The organism is Oleidesulfovibrio vietnamensis (assembly GCF_055388115.1).
Genome location: NZ_AP042419.1, coordinates 1,265,737 through 1,285,000, shown reverse-complemented (window position 1 = coordinate 1,285,000; position 19,264 = coordinate 1,265,737). Strand labels below are relative to the sequence as shown.

The 19,264-nt window shown below is 57.1% G+C and carries 13 protein-coding genes; 10 read left to right on the top strand and 3 right to left on the bottom strand.

Annotated features, from left to right (window positions below; genetic code table 11):
• The first annotated feature begins 392 nt into the window (after nt 1-392).
• The 4 genes from ACZ5D1_RS05560 (at nt 393) to ACZ5D1_RS05545 (ending at nt 6,029) form a co-directional block, all read left to right on the top strand.
• Nucleotides 393-1,016 carry a tetratricopeptide repeat protein gene (locus ACZ5D1_RS05560; protein WP_464556180.1) on the top strand — a complete coding sequence of 208 codons (624 nt, stop codon included), beginning with the start codon at nt 393-395 and terminating at the stop codon, nt 1,014-1,016.
• A 221-nt stretch (nt 1,017-1,237) separates the two neighbouring features.
• Entirely contained in the window at nt 1,238-4,801 is a 3,564-nt protein-coding gene (locus ACZ5D1_RS05555; RefSeq protein ID WP_464556179.1) for a hybrid sensor histidine kinase/response regulator, read from the top strand.
• The gene (locus ACZ5D1_RS05550) at nt 4,798-5,187 is read left to right on the top strand and encodes a response regulator (protein WP_273191371.1); all 390 of its coding nucleotides are present in this window, start codon (nt 4,798-4,800) and stop codon (nt 5,185-5,187) included. The genes ACZ5D1_RS05555 and ACZ5D1_RS05550 overlap by 4 nt, the downstream gene beginning before the upstream one ends.
• A 257-nt stretch (nt 5,188-5,444) precedes the next feature.
• The gene (locus tag ACZ5D1_RS05545) at nt 5,445-6,029 is read left to right on the top strand and encodes a TetR/AcrR family transcriptional regulator (protein ID WP_011367279.1); all 585 of its coding nucleotides are present in this window, start codon (nt 5,445-5,447) and stop codon (nt 6,027-6,029) included.
• 236 nt (nt 6,030-6,265) lie between these two features.
• Here the strand turns inward: ACZ5D1_RS05545 and ettA are convergent, their stop codons facing one another.
• Nucleotides 6,266-7,951: an energy-dependent translational throttle protein EttA gene (gene ettA, locus ACZ5D1_RS05540; protein WP_011367278.1), complete on the bottom strand. Its 1,686-nt coding sequence runs from the start codon at nt 7,949-7,951 to the stop codon at nt 6,266-6,268.
• Nucleotides 7,952-8,099: 148 nt separating this feature from the next.
• Between ettA and ACZ5D1_RS05535 the strand changes: the two genes are divergently transcribed.
• The gene (locus tag ACZ5D1_RS05535; RefSeq protein ID WP_011367277.1) at nt 8,100-8,516 is read left to right on the top strand and encodes a hypothetical protein; all 417 of its coding nucleotides are present in this window, start codon (nt 8,100-8,102) and stop codon (nt 8,514-8,516) included.
• 61 nt (nt 8,517-8,577) lie between these two features.
• Here ACZ5D1_RS05535 and ACZ5D1_RS05530 read toward each other — a convergent pair whose 3' ends face one another.
• The gene (locus tag ACZ5D1_RS05530) at nt 8,578-10,764 is read right to left on the bottom strand and encodes a methyl-accepting chemotaxis protein (protein ID WP_051363987.1); all 2,187 of its coding nucleotides are present in this window, start codon (nt 10,762-10,764) and stop codon (nt 8,578-8,580) included.
• A gap of 206 nt (nt 10,765-10,970) precedes the next feature.
• Nucleotides 10,971-11,801: an amidohydrolase family protein gene (locus tag ACZ5D1_RS05525; protein WP_011367275.1), complete on the bottom strand. Its 831-nt coding sequence runs from the start codon at nt 11,799-11,801 to the stop codon at nt 10,971-10,973.
• A 51-nt stretch (nt 11,802-11,852) separates the two neighbouring features.
• Between ACZ5D1_RS05525 and ACZ5D1_RS05520 the strand changes: the two genes are divergently transcribed.
• The 5 genes from ACZ5D1_RS05520 to hpsH all read left to right on the top strand — a co-directional run bounded on the left by ACZ5D1_RS05520 (nt 11,853) and on the right by hpsH (nt 19,222).
• Nucleotides 11,853-12,020, top strand: a complete 168-nt coding sequence (locus ACZ5D1_RS05520) for a hypothetical protein (protein WP_464556177.1) — start codon at nt 11,853-11,855, stop codon at nt 12,018-12,020.
• Between the two features lie 583 nt (nt 12,021-12,603).
• A complete protein-coding gene (locus tag ACZ5D1_RS05515; RefSeq protein ID WP_027182027.1) occupies nt 12,604-13,614 on the top strand; it encodes a TRAP transporter substrate-binding protein in 1,011 nt (336 codons plus the stop codon).
• 78 nt (nt 13,615-13,692) lie between these two features.
• Nucleotides 13,693-15,600, top strand: a complete 1,908-nt coding sequence (locus ACZ5D1_RS05510; protein ID WP_027182026.1) for a TRAP transporter large permease — start codon at nt 13,693-13,695, stop codon at nt 15,598-15,600.
• Nucleotides 15,601-15,696: 96 nt separating this feature from the next.
• Nucleotides 15,697-18,186: a (2S)-3-sulfopropanediol dehydratase gene (hpsG, locus tag ACZ5D1_RS05505; protein ID WP_027182025.1), complete on the top strand. Its 2,490-nt coding sequence runs from the start codon at nt 15,697-15,699 to the stop codon at nt 18,184-18,186.
• A 106-nt stretch (nt 18,187-18,292) separates the two neighbouring features.
• A complete protein-coding gene (gene hpsH / locus ACZ5D1_RS05500; protein WP_011367271.1) occupies nt 18,293-19,222 on the top strand; it encodes a (2S)-3-sulfopropanediol dehydratase activating enzyme in 930 nt (309 codons plus the stop codon).
• The last annotated feature ends 42 nt before the right edge of the window (nt 19,223-19,264 follow it).

Sequence of the window (19,264 nt, the reverse complement as noted above, 5' to 3'; positions counted from 1 at the left end):
GTCCAACTCGCTATTTAATTGTCAAAGAGCTTCGTCTTTCCGCGTCGAGCGGTTACCGTCGAAGCGGAGGGCTTTATGAGCCATTCGCCGAAGCTTGTCAACATCTTTTTTGAAAAAAGTTTTTAAACTGTAAAAACCGCTTTCCGGTGCTGACTGGTCAAAGAGCTTTTCGCCTTGCGACGAAGGGGGTATTTATGCTTTCCGCCTTCGGGTGTCAACACACTTTTTCACTTTTTCTCACTTTATCCGTTTTTAGCCTGCCTGCTGCACCGCCCCTTTATATGATGCCCGTGCCGCCTTGCCTTATATTCCACAGGCAGGTATCAACTCGTACACCGTTTTGTGGCACCGGTTTTTAAAACCACGTTCAGGCACACTCACACGAGGTTATAATGGCTTTAAGCAAACAGGAACTCAGGGAAATTGCGGCGCTTGTTGAAAAAGGCGCCTATGTGAAACGCTCCACCCTGTATGTCGCCGTCGGGGTTGCCTTGCTGGCAGGGCTGTACGCAGGCAACCTGCTGACAACCGTGTTCACCCACTCACAACAGGCCGCAGTACATCAACAGGCCCCCGCCCAGCAGGTACCGCCTCAGCAGACGGGGCAGATACTCGACCTTGAGGAATATGTTCAGAAACATCCCGAAGAGCATGCCGCATGGGTCAAACTGGGCCACCTGTATTTTGACACAAACCAGCCACGCCCCGCCATACGGGCATACGAAAAGGCATTGCAGATCAAACCCGGTGATGCTGATGTGCTGACCGATCTGGGAGTAATGTACCGCAGAGACCACCAGCACCGCCGTGCCGTTGAAACCTTTGACCAAGCCATCGCTGCTGATCCGTCCCACGAGGTTTCGCGGTTCAACAAGGGCATTGTTCTGTACCATGACCTGAACAGAAAAGAAGAAGCTTTTGCCGCGTGGCAAGACCTGCTGCGCCTGAATCCCGAAGCCCGCACACCGGGCGGTACACCGGTACGGGATATGCTGCGCCAGCTGCAGGGCCAGTAACCACCTGCCGCGACCTGTCCTTAAGCCGGATGCCCAGCGCGTCCGGCTTTTTTATAGACAGCGGGCAACGGCACATGGGCAGACAGCGCTTGATGGTGCCGCAACGTGACAAGACCGGCAAAACACTCTATCAATTCCGGTAGACCGATGGCTTTTGCCGGCACCGGCCTGTCCGGCTTTTTTACTTTTATACCACCCTTTCCGCCATATTCAGGATGTTCATGCGGTATAGTCTACGTTTTTACAGTCATTGTGCATTCATAATAAGTCTTTTTGTCTTACTGACCGTTCCGGCATCCGGCGGTGCTTCGGGTATCGCTTCCGTACCGCTAGACGAGCTTGAATCACGCATGTGGGTCAAGCCGTTCATGGAGGTTCTGCCCGACGCAGGCGGGTCGCTTACCATCACACAGGTGGCGTCGCCAAGAATGAGGCAGCAATTCAGGCACTTTGACGATGTTTCACCCCTTGGCGGAGCCCGCGCCGTCTGGCTGCGTCTTACCCTGCTGGATGACGGAAACCGTAATGCCGCCGCCCTTCCGCCTTTTCGTGCGGACAAAGCGCAGCCCCTGCCGGACTCCGTACGATTTGCACTTTCTTCTGTTGAGCGCGACGGACAAAACAGTACGGCAGAAGAGCCGCAGGAAACCCCGGAACCGCGCCATGCGCTGCTGCAGGGGCCGGTTCTGCAACTCGGGCCTACCATCCCTGCACCGGTGGAGCTGTACATCCCCTCTGCTGATTCAGCCGAAGGCTGGCAGCGCATCATGACCACGGGAACGGCGGTACCTCTGCCTGCCCCCGGTGGTGCTCCGCTGACGGTGTATCTGCGCATTGCCGGTGCACCCGGACCATGGTTTCAGCCTACGCTGCATCCTGCCGGCGACTCGCTGGATGACGCTGTACGCGCGGCAAAACCCATGCACCTGCTGCAAGGAGCCCTGCTGGCGCTGATACTGCTGCATATTGCCATGGCTGCAACCGCAAAATCTGTCTGGCGCCTGTGGGCCGCAGCCGCCACAGCGGCAGTATTGCTGCATTCGCTGTCACCTGTGGCCGCGGCAACGCTGTTTTCGTGGCGCAGTGTGGCTGCGCTTTTTCTGCCCGGTATCGCCGTACTTGTTCTGGCCCAGACGGGCCGCAGCCTGCTGCGCACAGATGAATCGCAACGTGCTGACAGGCTTTTTGCCCTGTGCATGGCGGCCGGAGCCATAGCAGCCCTGCTGCCGCTTATTCCCGGATTTTCAGGCTTGCACCGCGCGCTGCCGCTCTGGCCGCTGCTGTGCGTTCTGCCGGCACTGCCGGCCCTGCTCCGCTGGCAGGACGGGGTATCAGGCGCCGGACGCTACATGCTGGCCTGTCTGCTGCCGGCCACCGGCACTGTGGCCGGTATGGGGGCAGCCCTCAGCCCCAATGCACCTTACTGGGCCTCGCTGGGACCGGCACTGGGTACCGCAGGCGGACTGCTGTGCCTTGCCATCGCTCCGGACAGCAAGCGCTGCGTACCGGCAGCCGCGCCCGAACAAAACGATACGGCAGAGCAACATGCGTTCGAGCAGCAGGAACCGCACCTGACAGCCGGAGCGCTGCTGGCAAGGGTTAGCCATGACCTGCGCACTCCTCTTACCGCCATGCTCAGCACCATTGAAGAGCTGACTGCGTCTCTGCCCGTGCACACAGGCAGAAAGCAACTGGCGCTGCTGCAGTCTGCAGGGCGTAATCTGCAACTGCAGATCAACGACCTGCTGGATGCCGCGCGTGCGGCCAAAGGAAGAACAGACCTCAAGGCTGTTCGCTTTAACCTGCACCATGTGCTGGAAGAAGCCCACGACATTGCCCTCATCAAAGCCGGCCGCAAAGGTCTGCAGCTTTCATGGTTCATGTCTCCGCATCTGCCGGTGAATTTTCTGGGCGATCCGGACAGGATCCTGCAGATAGTGCTGAACCTGCTGGGCAACGCCATCCGTTTTACCGACGAAGGCACCATCAGGCTTTCCGTCGAACGGGTTGATGATTCCACAGACCCCGGTCATCTGCGCTTTACCATCAGCGACACGGGCGTGGGCATCCCCCTTGAAAATCCCTATGCGGTCTTTGACAGCTTCTGCGTAAGCCCCGGTACGGGGTCGGGCCGCTACGGAGGCATGGGTCTCGGCCTTTCCATCACGCGCGATCTGGTCTCCATGATGGGCGGTGTGGTGTGCCTTGAAAGCGCCCCCGCATCAGGCACCACCGTCTCTTTCACTCTGCGTCTGCAGCCTGCGTCCAAACTGCCGCACGGCATGCCCTCCTGCCTCGGCAGACAGCCCGGTCTGGTGCTGGTGGCTGACGACATTGCCAGCAACCGCCAGCTGCTTTCGTTTTTTCTGGAAGACACCCCGCTGGTGCTTATTGAAGCCCGCAGCGGAGCCGAAGCGCTCAGAGTCTTCCGCCGCAGGCTTCCTTCACTGGTCATGGTGGACGCCCGCATGCCCGAAATGAGTGGACCGGAAACTGTCCGCGCCCTGCGCGAAGCCGAAACGGAACTGGGGCTCATGCCCGGCCCTGTTTTCGGCGTGGTGAAAGCGGGAGATGAACAAGGCGCGGAAGCAATGCGGCAGGCAGGCTGCTCCGCCATTCTGCTGCGTCCCTTCACCCGCGGCACACTGCTTTCCGCCGTATCTGAAACCATTGCAGCCATGGAAAATCCCGCGCAGGAACCGGCAACCGCGCCTGAATGCGCTGTGCCCGCCAGCGGACACACCGCTGCGCACACGGCGCAGACCATGCAGCAGGCAGACATCACAGGCGGACAGCAGGCGCATCACGAAACAGCGGAGGAGCCAGCCGAGCCGGAACCTCTTCTTTCAGCAGTAAACCCCATGTTCTTTCATAACGAGGAAAGAAAACTGCAGAACGGGGCCGCCACGGTGGAGCAGCCGGAGACCTGCTCCGGCCCTGAGGCAGACGGCTGCGCCACGGAACACGCGGCATCCGCAGCGGAGAATACGGAAACAGATAGTGTAGCTGCGCAGCAAACAGCAGCTGCCATGCCCCACGAACAGTCTGTGGCACCGGTCGATACCCCGTCGCTGGAACACTTCGAGACATCCCGAAGCGTAAAAACCACCGAGGTTGACACCGCTGCGCAAAAATCCCATGAACTGGCCGGAACAGCCGAAGACGACCCTGCGGACGAAGAATCGCCTCTGCCTGACGACGACGGGGACGCAATGCCGCCCGTCAACATACCTTCGGTTCTGACACCCGAAACATTCGCCCGCATTTCTGCGGCTGTGGCCGCACTGGCAGAACCGGAACCCGCCGCGCCGGCAGGGCTTGCCCGCGAAGAAAAGCCGTATCGGGACACGGACGGTGCAGAAAAAGCCGGTGTGTTCAGTGTGATGAAACCCCAGGCAGAACAAGCTGCCGAACAGCATGATACTGCCGGAATACGGCAATACGCCGCCGATGCCGAACCACCAGCCGAACTGCCCGCGCAACTGCAGGGGCTGAGTGACAGCATATCGGCCGGCCGCAGGGCAATGCTGCACAACGATCTGCCGCGGACAGGCGCTGCTGCGGCTGCCATCGAGCATATCGCCGCACAGCTGGGGCTGCAGGCACTGCGCCGCATAGCCCGTTGCGTTTGCGATGCGGCAGCGGCAAACGACGCCGATGCAGTGCAGGATCTTTTTGCCGAACTGGAAAGCGCCACCGTCCGCAACCGCAAGGCGATGGAAGACTTGTTCCGCATGCAGACAGTGCTGCGGCAGAACGGAAAACAGGGGACAGGACAGCCATGACAAGGCGCAGCCCCCGATATAGCGGACGCCGCATTCTGGTTGTAGAAGACAACCGCGTCAGCCGGACCATGCTTGAGCTTATGCTGACCAAAGCCGGTTATGAAACGGAATGTGTTGCCGACGGTGATGCCGCGCTTGCCGGTATGAGCGGCAGACATTTTGATCTGTTGCTGCTGGATATAGAGCTGCCGGACATAACCGGAGACAGACTGCTGCCCCGCCTGCGCGCCTGCCGTCCGGAAGGAGCATCTGTGCCTGCTGTGGCTGTTACGGCCCATCACGACAGCGACATCCGCCGTCAACTGACCGCAGCCGGTTTCACCGCCGTGTTCAGCAAACCGCTGGATATGCCGCAGCTGATTGATGCTATTGAAAAACTGCTGTAACACATGCAAAAAAACAAGAAATGCACAACATACTTTCAGCAGTGCAAGCCCATACAGCATTGATTAATCAGACAAAATCATGAGCAGCACGGGCACGCCGCGGCACGGCGGCACGGCAACGACATGGCCGGATATGCGCTGCTGCCAACGATTGCGGGGCTTCGTGCGTTGACACTTTTGAATGGCAGGAGTATCACCACACCTCTGAGTGAGTGAACACACCGTTTATTATCGCAACATACCATTGTAGGGATATCATGAAACGCGACATTATTCTGGACACCGCCGCGCGCCTTTTTGCGGAACGCGGCTTCAGCAATACCCCCACCAGCCTGCTGGCACGCGAAGCAGGTGTGGCCGAAGGGACGATCTTCCGTCATTTCAAGACTAAAGATGACATTTTCCTTACGCTGGTAACCAACGTGAAAAACCAGCTCATCAGCGACATCGAAAAGTATCTTGAAGTGCGCACTCCTGAAAGCAGCATGGAAAAGGTCGTTTCCATCATCAAATCGTTCTATGTTTTCGTTAAAAAGAACAACATGGAATTCTGCCTTATTTTCCGTGATGCTCCCACACGCTACGGCCACAGAAACGACAACGTGTTCCTGCAGATTCAGCAGATATACAGCTATCTTACCGAGTATCTGACACAGGCCCTTGAAGAGGGTAAACAGGACGGTTCCATACGTTCCGCCCTGAACACCAAGGATACCGCAGGCATGGTGGTCAGCCTTGTGGTAGGCCTTGTCAGAGCCATGCACTTCGGTTTTGTCGAGCCTTCCGACGATGTGCTGCGCAGCGTCATCGACAATATCCGCCATATGCTGACCTGCGAATAACGCCTGTCAGAAATGTTTTTGCAAAGAGCCGTGCCCGCACGGCTCTTTTTTTTCGGGGTCTTTCCCCGCGGAACCGTCCTGCAAAAGGCTGAGTGCCCTTGCGGCTTTCTCAGCCATGCAGCCGGCGGGGAAACCTTTTACCGGCCGGTACCTGTGTAGCGGGCGATACGGCACGGCCCTCCCGCAAAACAAAGAGGACGCCGGAGCGTCCTCTTGTGGTATATATGCAGCCTGTTTTAGCGGGTCAGTTTGCGGAACTTGATCCTGTGCGGCTGTTCGGCATCCTTTCCGAGCCGACGCTTTCTGTCGGCGTCATAGTCGGAGTAGTTGCCTTCATGGAAAACCACCTGCGAATCGCCTTCGAACGCCATGATATGCGTGGCAATACGGTCAAGAAACCAGCGGTCGTGGCTGATGACCAGCACGCAGCCTGCAAAGTTTTCCAGCGCGTCTTCCAGTGCACGCATGGTGTTCACATCAAGGTCGTTTGTGGGTTCGTCAAGCAGCAGCACGTTGGCGCCTGATTTCAGCATACGTGCCAGATGCACCCTGTTGCGTTCACCGCCGGAAAGCACATCGACATTTTTCTGCTGATCGGATCCGGTAAGGCCGAAACGCGAGCAGTATGCACGGCTGTTAATTTCGCGGCTGCCCAGCTTCACCGTTTCGTAGCCTTCGCTTATAACCTCGTACACGGTCTTGCCAGCTTCCAGCGAGCCGCGGCTCTGGTCAGCGTATGCGAACTTGACGGTTTCGCCCACTTTCAGCTCGCCTGCATCCGGCTGTTCCTCTCCTACAAGCATCTTAAACAGCGTGGATTTACCTGCGCCGTTGGGCCCCACAATACCCACTATGGCGTTGGGAGGAATGATGAAACCGGCGTTGTCCACCAGCAGTTTGTCACCCATGGACTTGCACAGCCCTTCGGCCTGCACGACCACCTTACCCAGACGGGGTCCCGGCGGAATGTAGATTTCAAGGTCTCCGGCCACTTTTTCCGACTCGTGGCTGAGCATGGCCTCGTAGGCGTTGATACGCGCTTTGGATTTTGCGTGCCGCCCTTTGGGAGACATGCGTATCCAGTCAAGTTCGCGCTCAAGGGTCTTTCTGCGTTCGGCTTCGGCCCTGTCTTCATTGGCAAGACGTTTTTCTTTCTGCTCCAGCCAGCTGGAGTAGTTGCCCTTCCACGGAATACCGCGGCCGCGGTCGAGTTCCAGTATCCAGCCGGCCACATTGTCCAGAAAATACCGGTCGTGGGTAACGGCAATGACGGTGCCCGGAAAGCTCTGCAGATAGCGTTCAAGCCATGCGACAGATTCGGCATCCAGATGGTTGGTAGGTTCGTCGAGCAGCAGAATGTCGGGGTTCTGCAGCAGCAGACGGCACAGAGCAACGCGACGCTTTTCACCGCCGGAAATAACAGAGACCGGCGTATCGCCGGACGGGCAGCGCAGAGCATCCATGGCCATTTCAAGACGCGAGTCTATGTCCCATGCGCCCTTGGCGTCCATCTGTTCCTGCACCTCGGCCTGACGGGAAATGAGCGCATCCATTTCGTCAGGTTCCATGGGCTCGGCAAATCTGGCGTTGATCTCGTTAAATTCCTGTACCAGCTGCATGACATCGCCCACACCTTCTTCCACCACTTCGCGCACGGTGCGGGTTTCGTCCTGCAACGGTTCCTGCTCCAGATACCCTATGGTATACCCCGGAGAAAGCACGGTTTTGCCGTCAAAAGACTGGTCAACGCCGGCAAGAATTTTGAGCAGCGACGACTTACCGGAACCGTTAAGCCCCAGCACGCCGATTTTTGCGCCGTAAAAATACGACAGCGAAATATCCTTAAGCACTTCCTTCTGGCCGTGTCGCTTGGACACCCGCACCATGGAATAGATAATCTTATCCGGTTCGTTATTGCTCATTACACTCACCTTGTTAAAAATAGTCCCGCCATTGGCGGCACAATGTGCTTATGCACTAACTGTCAGGATGTCCAGCGCCCGCACCCTACCCACCCGTAACGAGCAAATCGAAACACGGCGGTGTGCCGGGGCAGACAGGCACGCCGGTATGGTGTACCCTGCGGCCATGACCATATGCACCTGCATTCCCCTGAAAGACGGGCTGTACCGCATACGCTGTTCGGACAGCCAGCATACGGAAGAAGGCACCATTGCCGTAAGCGGCGGCAACTTTACGGGCAGCACGGAACAATACCGGCTTACCGGACATATCGGACCGGCGGCCCCTGCTGACAGCGGCCCCCATGCACAGCAGAAGCACACGGTGACAGGCATGCTGCATCTGACCCGCGCAGGCACCGGCAGTGAACGCTGCCTCGGCTGGTTCAAGCGAGCCAGCCTGACACTGCACGGCGCACACAGCGCTGCCGCAGACACAATCACCGCAACTGCCCGGGCACAGGGGCATACGGCCATATTTCTTGATATCGCCATAGTTCCCGCACAGTCTGCAGACTGTACATAACACCGCCCGGCACAGCGCTGCACCGGGCGGTCATGGTATGCACCTGCAACAGTGCCGGGGACTACCGTGCGGCAGTCAGTTCACTGATAAGAGTCTGCAGTTCCGTGGCCAGTTCCGCCAGTTCACGCACAGCCTGCGTGCTCTGCTGCATCGCCTGTGAAACATCCAGTGCTATCTGATTCACCTCATCAGCCGAGCGTGTGATTTCGTCGGCCACTGCAGACTGCTCTTCGGCACTGGTGGCGATGGCGCGCACCTGATCGGCCGTTGTCTCTGCCAGATTAACTATTTCAGCCAGTTTGCCCTGCGAGTTGGTTGCATGTTCTGTGCTGCTGGCAATGGCATTCACCGCATCATCGGTTGATGCGATGCTCGCCCGCGTGCCGTTCTGGATAGAATTTACAACGGAGCTTACCTCGCTGGTGGCTACCATGGTCTTTTCCGCCAGTTTGCGCACTTCGTCGGCAACCACTGCAAACCCGCGCCCCGCATCGCCTGCCCGGGCGGCCTCAATGGCGGCATTCAACGCAAGCAGATTGGTCTGGTCGGCTATATCTGAAATAACATTCATAATGCCGCCTATGCCTTCTGCCTGCTGCCCCAGTTCGGTCATATGTTCTTTCAGCCCTCTTGCGGCCCTCTCCGCCTGCCGGATGGATTCTATGAGCAGCCCCACGACCGTGCTGCCTTCATGAGCGCGGGTTCTGCTGCCTTCGGCGTTATCAGCGGCGTGCGAAGCATTCTGCGCCACCTCCAGCACTGTGGCGTTCATCTCCTCCATGGCTGTGGCAGTTTCGCCCATGCGTTCGCGCTGCACGTCAGATCCTGTGCTCGACTGCTCAACCTGTGACGACAGCTCCTCTGCCGCAGAAGCCAGACGGTCTGCTATATTGGTGGCATTACCGGCAAGCTGCTGCATTTTACGCTGGCCCGATTTTATAGCTGTCTCGTCAAATATCTGCTCAAAAGCTCCAATGACTGCTCCGTTTTCATCAAGGATGGGAGCCGCAGAAAAGGACACCAGCAGTTCTTTACCCGCCGGATTAGCAACGGTTTCACCACTGGTCACATCATGAGCTTTCATGGCCAGATCGCAGATACAGCTGCCCGTGCGGCAGGCGGCAGTGCGGAAGTGGTCATGGCATTTTGTCCCGCGTACCTGCTGAGGGGTCTTGCCTGCCATTTCGGCACCCTTTTTATTCATAAAAAGAATATTGTACCCGCTGTCTATGCACATGAGCGGCGTGGCGATCAGGTCAAAGTAAGCGACAATGGTGGCCATAAGTTTGTTGGTGGAGGCAAGCAGCTCGCGGTAGGCTCCGCGGACTTTTTTCTCGTCGCATTCCGCACGCAGGTTACCGCGTTTGATATGTTCAAGCGACGAGACCATCTCGGTCACAAGCAGATTGAGGCTGTCATTGATACCCAGCATGGCCGCTGCCACACCCCGCGCCGTTGTTCTGTCCAGCTTATCCGCCGCAGTCAGATCACCGGCGGCAATGGCGGCGGCCACCTGCTCAATGACACGCGGCTCACCGCCGATACTCTGCGAGAGACTGCGCCACAAAAATACAAGCAGGGCAAAAACAAAAACAATAAAAACGCCGAGCATGACAAAAAACGTGCGACTCATGCTCTCTCCGGTTGCCAGAGCATCGTTCACACTCTTTTCGGTTCTGCTGAAAAGCGAGGTGTTGAACTGCTGCACTGCGGCGGCGATTTTGTTTATCCACTGATAATACTCTGCATCATACAGCCTGGCCATTTGCTGCATGGCATCCGCATCAAGCTGACTGCGGTACCTTTCCGCACTGCCTGCGCGTTGCAGGCGTGCATCTATAAAATCCATGACTTCCGTTTCAATGACGGCAAGACCATTGGAAAGTTCCTTTGCAGCCTTCAGGGCGTCCATCTCCTGACGGGTCACGCCGAACGCCTTGACCTTGTCCATAAAATCTATAACAGAACCGTCGCTCCTCGGAATTTTACCGTTGCTTTGATCAAGAATGCGCATGTACGCTTCTTTGTATTTTACTTCTCCTGTCATACCGTACAGCCGGATATTATCGGTAAGCCCATTGGAGTCTGAAGCCATTTCACGCGAAAGTGCAACAGCCGCGTCACGCTCACGCATGGCGCTGTGCTGCAGCTCAACAGCACTTCTGTATTTTACAAAAACGCCCACAACAGCTGCCGAAAGCAGCATGATAAGTACTGTTGAAAGCGCAAAGAGTTGTTTAAGAGACATGTATGACCTCCTCTGACCTTCCGGCTGATACAAAACATATACGATTTATATGACGTTCCCTGCCGCCCACTATACGCTGGAGCTCCTGTTTTTCAGTTATATTATACGATAAATTCACGCTCTGTTATTTTGTCACCGCGTATTTATAAGGCACAAAAAAAGGAAGGACATGAGTCCTTCCTTTTTACGGTCTTTGACGCGCAGTCTTACAGTCCGAGAACCCTGCGGGCATTATCGTACATTATCTTGCGCCGGGCATCATCTGAAAGAGGCATCTTCGCGTACACATTCAGAGCGTCTTCCTGCTCGATGAAAGGGTGGGCACTGGCGAAAACAACCTTGTCCGTTATAAAGGAGTTCATGGCCTGAACATAAGCTTCCGCCATGGGTGCCTGTTCGTATTCAGAGCAGTCCATGTAAACGTTGGCGTTACGCAGACAGGTGAAAATGGCTTCATTCACAAAAGGATACCCGCCGTGGCTCATGACGATTTTCAAATCGGGAAAATCACGCGCCACAATATCCACATGCCGGGGGTCGGTGTAATCCATAACCGCGCCGGCAACCTGTGGCGGCGGCGCCGTGGTGATGAACACGGGAATGCCCAGATCGCAGCAGGCGGCATATATGGGGTAGTACCGTGCCTCATCAGGGCGGATGTGCGCCAGATAGGGGTCGATGGATGCCCCGCGCATATCAAGTTCTGTCACGGCGTGCCGCAATTCGCGCACTGCGGCCATGCCCTTATGCGGGTCAACTCCCCAGAAGCCGATAAATCTGTCAGGGTACGCCCTGCAGAATTCCAGCACACTGTCATTATTGGCAGGTGAACCGTAGGTTGTTTCACTGTCGCGTCCGGAAATGACACACAGCTCCACGCCGCGTTTATCGAGACCGGACACTATCTCATCCAGAGGCTGCGGCTTGCGCTTTTCAAATCCTATGGCCTTGCAGGCCGCTTTAAACATATTGCTACCGGCAATGCCGTTAATGATTTCCGGTGTATTGGGCCGGAAACGGAAATCGATAACCTTCATTAGTTCACTCCTTGCTGTAAAAGGTCCTTCCCTTCTCGCAAAAAGCGTGCCTTGGCATTCAAGCTCATCACTAAGCAGCAACACACTGCATTTAATGATAAAATTCAAAAAGCCGATCTCCTCAGCCTGCCGGACAGCCAGCAACAGCCTTCTGCGGGAACTGCGGCCGCCTTCCCGCCAGCAGCGCGGACGCATGTGATTTTTTTCATCTGTATGTAACAGCAGAACATTCCGCACGTTTCACTTTTGCAACCGTGCAACTGCCACGGCGGGCACCGCCCGATCTTCTCCACCTCCGCGCCACAAGATGACGACGTATCCGCCGTTCAACAGCCGGATACGGATACCGCAACTTCCCCCCTGCCCCTCCCTCTATGTTCTGTATTTCACATAACCTGTTCACCTGCCGGTATGCTGCCTGTATTTTTCAGCAAGGCACATCAGCGCCTCAGACACCGCATGATTCCGTGGCGACTGCCGGCCATGCGGCACGCACGGACTCGCCCTGCGCATCCACGCGTCAGACGCAACAAGACATGTTCCACCTTTGCAACATATTTTTCACAATCAAAAAAATATATCAAAATCAGTAAGATATAAAAATACTGTTTCATAATTGGAACACACCTTGCCGGAATACGCATTCAGGGAGACCCAAAAGGTCGCCGCTCCGGGCTGCTTGTGCCGTTTTTATCAAGCTGCGCGCCGCTTTTGCGGTTTTGGCACATTACCTGCTCAGTAAGGGACGAAAGGCAGCTGCTAACAACACACTCGGGAAGAACCTCAAGACCAAGGAAGAACCATGAAACACCTATTGAAAGCAGGCGCACTGGTGGCGCTGGCGTGCATCGTGACCCTGACGGCAGGCGCACAGGCGCATGCGGCAAAGCGTATCAACATCCGTCTGGCGCACCCCATGGCGCCGGGCAACAACGTGACGGTAGGCTACGAAAAATTTAAGGAACTGGTTGCAGAAAAAAGCAACGGCCGTGTGCGCATCCAGCTGTTCGGCAACTGCATGCTGGGCAGCGACCGTGTGACCATGGAAGCCGCACAGCGCGGCACGCTGGAAATGGCTTCCAGTTCTTCACCCAACATGGCCAACTTTTCCAAGCAGTGGATGGTGTTTGACCTGCCCTACATCACCAGCCCCGAGCATCAGCAAAAGCTGTACAAAGCCATCGATGACGGCGAACTGGGCAAAAAGCTGGATGAAATAGCCGCCTCCATCGGTCTGAAGCCCATCATGTACAGCGAATATGGCTACCGCAATTTTGTAACCACTAAAAAGCCCATCAAAACCGCTGACGATCTGAAAAACCTTAAGGTGCGTACCACCGACTCACCCATTGAAGTGGCCGTGGCTGCCGCGCTGGGCATGGCTCCCACCCCCATTTCGTGGGGCGAGACCTACACGGCTCTGCAGCAGGGCACCGTGGACGGCGAAGGCAACACATTCTCGCTGCTCAACGACGCCAAGCACACCGAAGTGCTGAAGTACGCAATAGATTCTGCCCACAACTACAGCATGCACCTGCTGATGATGAACAAAGCCTACTACGACAGCCTGCCTGCCGATGTGCAGCAGATTCTGACAGAAGCAGGCCGCGAAGCACTGACCTATCAGCGCTCCATCACCAGCGAGCTTGAAAAGAAAGCGGAAGACGCATTCATCGAACAGGGCATCACGGTGACCAGACTGAGCCCCGAAGAGCGCGCCAAGCTGGTCGAACGCACCCGCCCCGTCTGGGACAAGTTCAAAGACGACATTCCTGCCGAACTGATCAAACTGGTGCAGGAAACCCAGCAGTAAACAGAAACCGGGGCAGGGGGCCTGCCCGCTTCCTGCCCCGGAAAGCCGCTTTTCCGACAACGCAACCAAGAGGTCATAATGTCAGATCCCAACGTCACAGCCGCCATCATGAACGCTCAGGGCGAATGCTCCAGCGGCTCTCTGGAAAGCCGCCCCGGAATACTGGGCTGGCTTGATGCCAACTTTGAAAAGCCGTTTCTGGTTGCAGGCATGCTGGCCATCATCTTCATCATCACCTTCCAGACCCTGTACCGCTACATCGGCGTCTACCTGCACGAAGGCGCCGCAGCCGCCGTCTGGACAGAAGAAATGGCACGTTTCATCTTCATCTGGATATCGTATCTGGCTGTGCCTGTGGCCATTAAAAACCGCTCAAGCATCCGCGTCGACATTATTTTCGACAGGCTGCCCGTCAGGTTTCAGAATATATCGTGGATCATCGTGGACGTGTGTTTTCTCACACTGGCAGCCACCGTGCTCTGGCAGTCGCTTGATCTCATCAAAATGCAGCTGACCTATCCGCAGACATCTCCCGCTCTGCAGCTGCCCTACTATATTCCGTATCTTGTGCTGCCTGTCAGCTTCGGGCTGATGGCCGTGCGGCTGCTGCAGGACCTTGCCGGACAGGTACGCATCTGCGGTGCGGCGGATACCGTTATCGGCCTTATCCTGTGTGCGGTACTGGCCGCCCCCCTGTTCATCGCCGACTACATCGACCCGCTGCCGGTACTTTTCGGCTACTTTGCCCTGTTTCTGGTGGTGGGCGTGCCCATTGCCATAGGTCTGGGGCTGGCTGCGCTGGCCACCATCGTGGCCGCAGGCAGCCTGCCCATAGACTATGTGGCCCAGATTGCCTTCACGTCCATAGACAGCTTTCCCATCATGGCCATTCCGTTCTTCATCGCCGCGGGAGTGTTCATGGGTGCCGGCGGGCTTTCGCGCCGTCTGCTGAACCTTGCCGATGAAATGCTGGGCGCATTGCCCGGCGGCATGGCTCTGGCCACCATCGGCACATGCATGTTCTTTGCCGCCATCAGCGGTTCCGGCCCCGCCACCGTTGCCGCCATCGGCTCGCTGACTATTCCCGCCATGGTGGAACGCGGCTACTGCAAATACTTTTCTGCAGCCATTGTGGCCGCCGCCGGAGCCATCGGCGTCATGATTCCTCCCAGCAACCCGTTTGTGGTCTACGGCGTTTCCGCTCAGGCATCCATCGGCAAGCTTTTCATGGGCGGCATCGTGCCGGGCCTGCTGACCGGTCTTGCCCTTATGGCGTACAGCTACTGGTACTCCAAAAAGCGCGGCTGGAAAGGCGAAGTACGCGATCGCAACCTGAAGACCTTCATGCATGCCGTATGGGAAGCAAAGTGGGCTCTTATGGTGCCGGTCATCGTGCTGGGCGGCATATACGGCGGCATAATGACCCCCACGGAAGCAGCGGCACTGGCGGCCTTCTACGGCCTCATCATCGGCTGCTTCGTGCACCGCGAACTGAGCTGCGGCAGCTTTTACGACTGTGTGGTCGAAGCGGCCGGCACATCCGCCATGGTTATCGTGCTCATGTCCATGGCCACCATCTTCGGCAACATAATGACCATCGAAGAAGTGCCCACCACCATTGCACAGGCCATGCTGGGCCTGACCACAGACAAAATAGCCATCCTGCTCATGATCAACGTGCTGCTGCTCATCATCGGCACGTTCATGGAAGCTCTGGCCGCCATTGTCATACTGACTCCCATCCTGCTGCCCATTGTGCTCAAGGTCGGCGTAGACCCCGTACACTTCGGCATCATCATGGTGGTCAACCTTGCCATCGGGTTCGTCACACCGCCGGTCGGGGTCAACCTCTTTGTGGCAAGCGGCGTTGCCAACGCCAAAATCGAACAGTTGTCCAAGGTGGTTCTGCCGCTCATCGCGCTCATGCTGGCGGTGCTGCTGATCACCACCTACGTTCCCGCAATTCCCATGTTCTTTGCGGGCTGATGAAAGCACGGCGCACGGCCGGTGTCCTGCACCGCCCCGGGCGCAGCATATACACACTCAACAGAACTCAGACGAATACACTCAGGAGAAAAAACCATGCAATGCTGCACAACTCCCTTGTCTCCCCATGAACAGCGCCTTCAGGACAAAATAGCCGGTAAGGAAGACAGCTTCCGCAAGTCGCACGAGCGCGTGTTCAACATTCTGGACAGCTTTGACGGCAAACGCCCCCGCATCGACGTGGAACGCGCAAAGCTCTTCACCGACTCCATGAAGGAGACCGAAGGCCAGCCGCTGGTGCTGCGCTGGGCCAAGGCCATGAAGCATGTGGCCGAACATATCACCGTGTACATTGATGACGACCAGCTGATATGCGGACGCGGCGGCTGCCCCGGCCGGTACGGCGTGCTGTACCCCGAACTGGACGGCGACTTTCTTGATCTGGCCATTGAAGACCTGCCCAACCGTACCGAATCACCCTTTACCATCACCGAAGCGGACGCACGCGTGGTGGTGGAAGAAATAGCTCCCTACTGGAAAGGCAAGACCTACCACGAAGACCTGAACCTCGCCCTGCCTTCGGATGTGCACAAACTGACCTATGACGACCCGCAGGGTCTGAAGTCGCGCTTCATTGTCAATGAAACCTCGTCGTTCCGTTCGTCCATCCAGTGGGTGCACGACTACGAAAAGGTTCTCAAGCGCGGTTTCAGAGGCCTGAAGGAAGAAGCGCAGGAGAAAATAGCAGGGCTTGATCCCTTAAGCCCCCGCGACAACGTGGAAAAGCGCCCCTTCCTTGAAGCTATCGTCATCGTGTGCGACGCCATTATTCTGTGGGCCAACCGCCATGCCAAGCTGGCGGCGGACATGGCCGCGGCAGAAACCAATCCCGTTCGCAAGGCGGAACTGGAAACCATGGCCGAGATATGCGCATGGGTACCGGAAAACCCCGCCCGCAACTTCTATGAAGCTGTGCAGGCCCAGTGGTTTACCCAGATGTTCTCGCGCCTTGAGCAGAAAACAGGCACCATTGTCTCCAACGGCCGCATGGACCAGTACTTCTGGCCCTTCTACCGCAAAGACATAGAAGAAGGCCGCATCACCGAAGAAAGCGCCCTTGAGCTGCTGGAATGCATGTGGGTGGGCATGGCGCAGTATGTCGACCTGTACATTTCTCCCGCGGGCGGAGCCTTTAACGAAGGGTACGCCCACTGGGAAGCTGTGACCATAGGCGGGCAGACTCCGCAGGGGCTGGACGCCACCAACGACCTGACCTACCTGTTCCTTAAGTCCAAGCGTGAATTCCCGCTGCACTACCCCGACCTTGCAGCACGCATTCATTCGCGCTCGCCCGAACGCTACCTGCACGACGTGGCCGAAACCATCAAATTCGGCTCCGGCTTTCCCAAGCTGATCAACGACGAAGAAATCGTGCCTCTGTATGTCTCCAAGGGTGCCACCTTTGAGGAAGCCCTGGACTACGCCGTTTCCGGCTGCACCGAAGCCCGTATGCCCAACCGCGACACCTACACCAGCGGCGGCGCATACATCAACTTTGCCGCAGCGCTGGAAATGGTGCTCTACAACGGGCGCATGCTCAAATACGGTGAAAACGAGCTGGGTCTGGAAACCGGCGACCCCACCCGCTTTGAAACGTGGGAAGAGTTCTGGAACGCCTATGTGCTGCAGCACGAGCACTTCCTGCGTGCGGCTTTCATCCAGCAGCACATCATCAACAACGTGCGCGCCCGCCACTTTGCCCAGCCCATGGGCAGCGCCCTGCACGACCTGTGCATGAAGCACTGCCTCGACCTGCACACCCCGCAGATTCCCGAGGGCATAAACCTCGGGTACTTCGAGTACATGGGCTTCGGCACCGTTGTCGACTCGCTTGCAGCCATCAAAAAGCTTGTTTTTGAAGACAAAAAGCTGACCATGCAGGAAGTCATCGAAGCCCTGAAGTGCAACTTCGAAGGCAAGGAAGACGTTCAGCAGATGCTCAAGTCCGCCCCCTGCTACGGCAACAACGATGAATACGCCGACAGCATCGCCCGTGAAATCGACGCCATTTCGGTAAAGTACGGCCGCCGTTACTCGCCCGAACTCGGCATGCACAACGACGTGCGTTATGTGCCTTTCACCTCGCACGTGCCTTTCGGCAAAGTGGTTTCTGCCACTCCCAACGGCCGGCTGGCCTGGACGCCGCTGTCTGACGGCTCATCCGCTTCGCACGGTGCCGACGTAAACGGCCCCACCGCTGTGCTGCAGTCCAACTTCAGTTCCAAGAACTACGGCTACCGCGACCGCGCCGCCCGTATGCTGAACATCAAGTTCACCCCCAAATGCGTGGAAGGCGATGAAGGCACCGAAAAGCTGGTCTCGTTCATCCGTACATTCTGCGACCTGAAGCTGTGGCACGTGCAGTTCAACGTGATCAACCGCGACACGCTGATTGCCGCGCAGAAAGACCCTGAAAAATACCGCAGCCTCATTGTACGCATTGCAGGCTACAGCGCGTACTTTGTGGACCTTTCGCCCGACCTGCAGAACGACCTTATCGCCCGTACCCAGCACGACGCGATGTAGGCACCGGCACTAAAAAGGCATCATCCGCACTCAGCCGGCCAGCCGCCCCCTTTACGGGGGCGGCACCGGCATTTACCGAACCTGCTAGCCGAAAAAAAGGCATCCCATGAGCTCTTTTGAAGACAAAAAAACAACCGGCATCACATTCAATATACAGAAGTACTCCGTTCATGACGGCCCCGGCATCCGCACGGTTGTCTTTCTCAAGGGCTGTCCTCTGCGCTGCCGGTGGTGCAGCAACCCCGAATCGCAGCGCAGACGTATTGAACTGGCATACAACACAGGACGCTGCCTGACGCTGACCAAGTGTGTGCGCTGTGTCGAAGTGTGCACCATGAACGCCATTACACGGGCAGATGACGACACCATATCCATTGACCGCGCCCTGTGCGAGGAGTGCGGCATGTTCTGCGCCGAGGCATGTCCTTCAAAAGCGCTGATAACCTACGGCACCACGCGCACCGTGGACGAAGTGCTCAACGTGGTGGAACAGGACAGCGTCTTTTACGCACGCTCCGGCGGCGGGATTACCCTTTCCGGCGGCGAACCTTTTGCCCAGCCGGCTTTTGCTCTTGCACTGCTGCGCGAAGCCCGCAGACGGCACATCCACACTGCGGTGGAAACATGCGGCTACGCGTCATGGAGCGACATGGAACCGGCGCTGGAATATGTAAAATTTGTCCACTACGACATAAAAAGTCTGGACGACGAAAAACACCGCAGCGCCACAGGCGTGTCCAATGTCCGGATCATCGAAAACCTGCGGAATATCAGAAGCCGTTTTCCGGCGCTTAAAGTGGTCGTGCGCACCCCCGTTATTCCCGGTTTCAACGATACCGAAGAAGATATCCGGGCCATTGCGCGGCTTACTGCGGAACTGGAAGTGGAATACCAGCTGCTGCCCTACCACCGGCTGGGCACGCAGAAGTACACCTTCCTCGACAGGCAGGCTCCCATGGGCGAGGTGGTTCTGGATGAACAGGTAATGACAGCACTGAATGCCGTGGTGGCTGCAGAGCATGCAACAGACGGTTAAGCCGCGTCCGGCCCCGCTCATATGCCGTACCGCAAGGGGCCG